Source organism: Novacetimonas pomaceti, from assembly GCF_003207955.1.
Classification (GTDB): domain Bacteria; phylum Pseudomonadota; class Alphaproteobacteria; order Acetobacterales; family Acetobacteraceae; genus Novacetimonas; species Novacetimonas pomaceti.
In genome coordinates this window covers 1-3040 of record NZ_NOXG01000068.1, presented here as the reverse complement: position 1 = coordinate 3040, position 3040 = coordinate 1, and the positions used below count along the sequence as shown (strand labels likewise).

At 49.9% G+C, this 3040-nt stretch carries 1 protein-coding gene; it reads left to right on the top strand.

Going from position 1 to position 3040, the window contains the following annotated elements; genetic code table 11:
- The coding region (locus CFR71_RS16320) for a beta strand repeat-containing protein (protein ID WP_207781408.1) at positions 1–3040 on the top strand (3040 nt) is incomplete at both ends.

Genomic DNA, 3040 nt, shown 5'->3' with positions numbered 1-3040 from the left:
CGGTTTCTGGCGGGACGGAGACGCTGTCGGGTGCGAATACCTATACGGGTGTGACGACGGTGGCGTCTGGTGCAGGCCTCAGCCTGCCGGGTTCTGTTGCAGGCGCGCTGACGACTGCCGGGACGACGGATGTCAATGGCGGCACGGTTGCTGGCACGACGACGAACACGGGGACGCTGACGGCTGAAGGTGGCACGCTTGCGGCTGTTGCGAACAATGGCGGCACGGCGACGCTGAGCGATACGACGGCAGGTGCTGTGACGAATGCGTCTGGTGCGACATTCAGCGCGACGGGCGGGACACTGGCGAGTGCGGCGAACAGCGGGACGATGACGCTGGGTGCGGGCAACACCGTCTCGGGTGATGTGACCCAGACGGCCGGTTCGCTGACGCTGGACGGCAACACGGTTGACGGCACGGTTGCGGCCAATGGCGGCACGTTCGATGTGGCGTCTGCGGGTTCGACGGCGGGTTCTCTGTCGGGAACTACCAGTGGCACGCTGGACGGCACGCTGGACCTGACCAAAGCCAGCAGCACCTATTCCGGCGGCATGTCCGGTTCTGGCGGTCTGACGGTTTCTGGCGGGACGGAGACATTATCCGGTAAACAAACGTATACTGGGGAAACGTTAGTCCAATCCGGCGGAACTCTTCAGTTTTATGGTAATGATTCTGGTACATCATCCGTTATCGTTGGCAATAAAGGAAGCGTGAGTGGTAATGGTAGTGTTGGGGATGGAAATTCTGATGTAGAAATTCAAAGTGGTGGTACAATTTATCCCGGACAAAAGAATCGCACTAATTTAACAATTTCGGGTAACTTGATAACTGACTCCGGATCGACACAGAATTTTACGGGAGAATCTGGGAATGGTTCAGGTAAAAACTCAGAAGGAACTATTTCTGTTGATAAAAATCTTTCTCTTGATGGAACAATATTCGCCAACAATCTGTCGTCGTCATATGGATCTGGCGTTGAAAGACTGTACGATTATGGTGGAACACTGGAGAAAGATACGGCATCCTTAGTTCTCAATGGGACACCAGTAACGGCTTCGGACTATATTCAGGATTCAAACCATCAGGTTAATATTGTTCTTCAGAACGGTCCAGATACGCTTTCATTTTGGGATGGTGCAAATACGAGCGTCAACTCTCAGGTTGATGGTGGCACGGGCACCTGGCAGCAAACTGGTGGCGCTTCAAATTGGACAAATGCGACAGGAAACAGCAATGCTGGCTGGACAGCCAATGATTTTGCTATCTTTGAACAGCAGGGTAGTAAGGTCTCTGTCGATGGGAACGTGGATGTTTCCGGCATGCAATTTGATGAAAATGGAGGGAAAGATAGTTCAGGAAATTCCTATTATTCTTTAGTTCCGAATGGGAATACTAGTTCTATAACACTTAATGGAACTAATTATAGCAATAACACGTCGTCATTTGATGTGGTTTCATCGGAAAATAATGATCCACAAGTAAGCGGAAAGTTGACGAATCAGAGCGGTCTAGCGTCTGTTATTCGTGTGGGCAATGGTACGGGGTCTGGGGATTCAGACCTGGCTGTTATTCAGACAAATATAAATGATAGTTCTGAAAAACCAACAACTCTTGTGAAAACAGATTCAGGCACACTAGTGCTTTCTGGTGAAAATTCTTATAATGGCGGAACTGTTGTTACAGACGGTGTTCTTGAAATCACTACAGATAAAAGTCTGGGAACGGGCGGGACGGCTGTAGAGATAGACGGTGGCACTTTGAAAATTGGTGAAGATGTGCAGAATTCTGCACGTCAAATTATTTTTGGTAGTAATAATGCTACCATTGATCTAGATGGTCATGAGTACACGCCTGGTGCTGCGATGGTTGGGCCAGGATCGGTCCTAATTGATTCCAGCCAAAATACTGCGGTTACGACGACGGAAGCTGCAGCGGGCGTTCCAAGTAATGGGGATGCCTCTGTTCTTAATCTTAATTATGACAACACATATACCGGAAATACGACTATTATTGGTCTGAATGGTGATCCATCCAAATCGGACCCTACTGTTACTGTAGAAGCAAATACAGAAAATCCTTTCGGAGATTCAACAATCTCCGCCGTTGGGGGTAATGTTACTCTTGCGAATGGGGCCGTAGTTAATATGAATGGACCATCTACAGATGGTTCCGCTGCTGTTTCTTCTATGGGTTACCATTCGGTAGATGTTCAGGGAAGTGAAATAAACTTCAATAATAAAAGTACTGCGGATCACTCGAATATAACAACGCAAACTGGTTATTGGAACGGATGGGGTAGTGCAAACACGCCGTCTACTATCAACTTTAATGATTCCAGTACGGCGGGGAACTCAACAATTAACAATGGTTCTGGATCGAATGTAAATTTTACAGATTATAGCGATGCAGGTTCTTCAACCGTTAATAACTCCGGGAATGTTTCTTTTTCAGGGATGTCAAATGCGAGTAGCGCGACGGTAAAAAACCTGAGTAATGCTCAAGTCGATATTTCTGGTATGACGCAGGACGGTGTTTCTATCGGTTCCCTGTCGGGTGCAGGTACGGTTGTTCTCGGAAGTAAAGACCTGTCTGTTGGCGCTTTAGACAAAAATGATACAATTTCTGGTGTTATCGAAGATGGTCATGCTGGTAGTGGCGGGTCTGTAACGAAAGTCGGCACGGGCACGACGACGCTGACGGGCACGGATACCTATACGGGTGCGACGACCATTGATAATGGCACGCTGGCCCTGAGCGGGACGGGATCGATTGCCCAGTCCACCGGCGTGCAGGACAACGCGGCGTTTGACATTTCTGGCGTGACGACAGGTTCTTCCTCGATCCAGTCCCTGAACGGGGCAGGCACGGTTGCCCTTGGAGGCAACACGCTGGATATCACGAATGGCAATGCCACGTTCGGAAACACGTTCTCTGGCGTGGCGTCCGGTTCTGGCGGTCTGACGGTTTCTGGCGGGACGGAGACGCTGTCGGGTGCGAATACCTACACGGGTGTGACGACGGTGGCGTCTGGTGCAGGCCT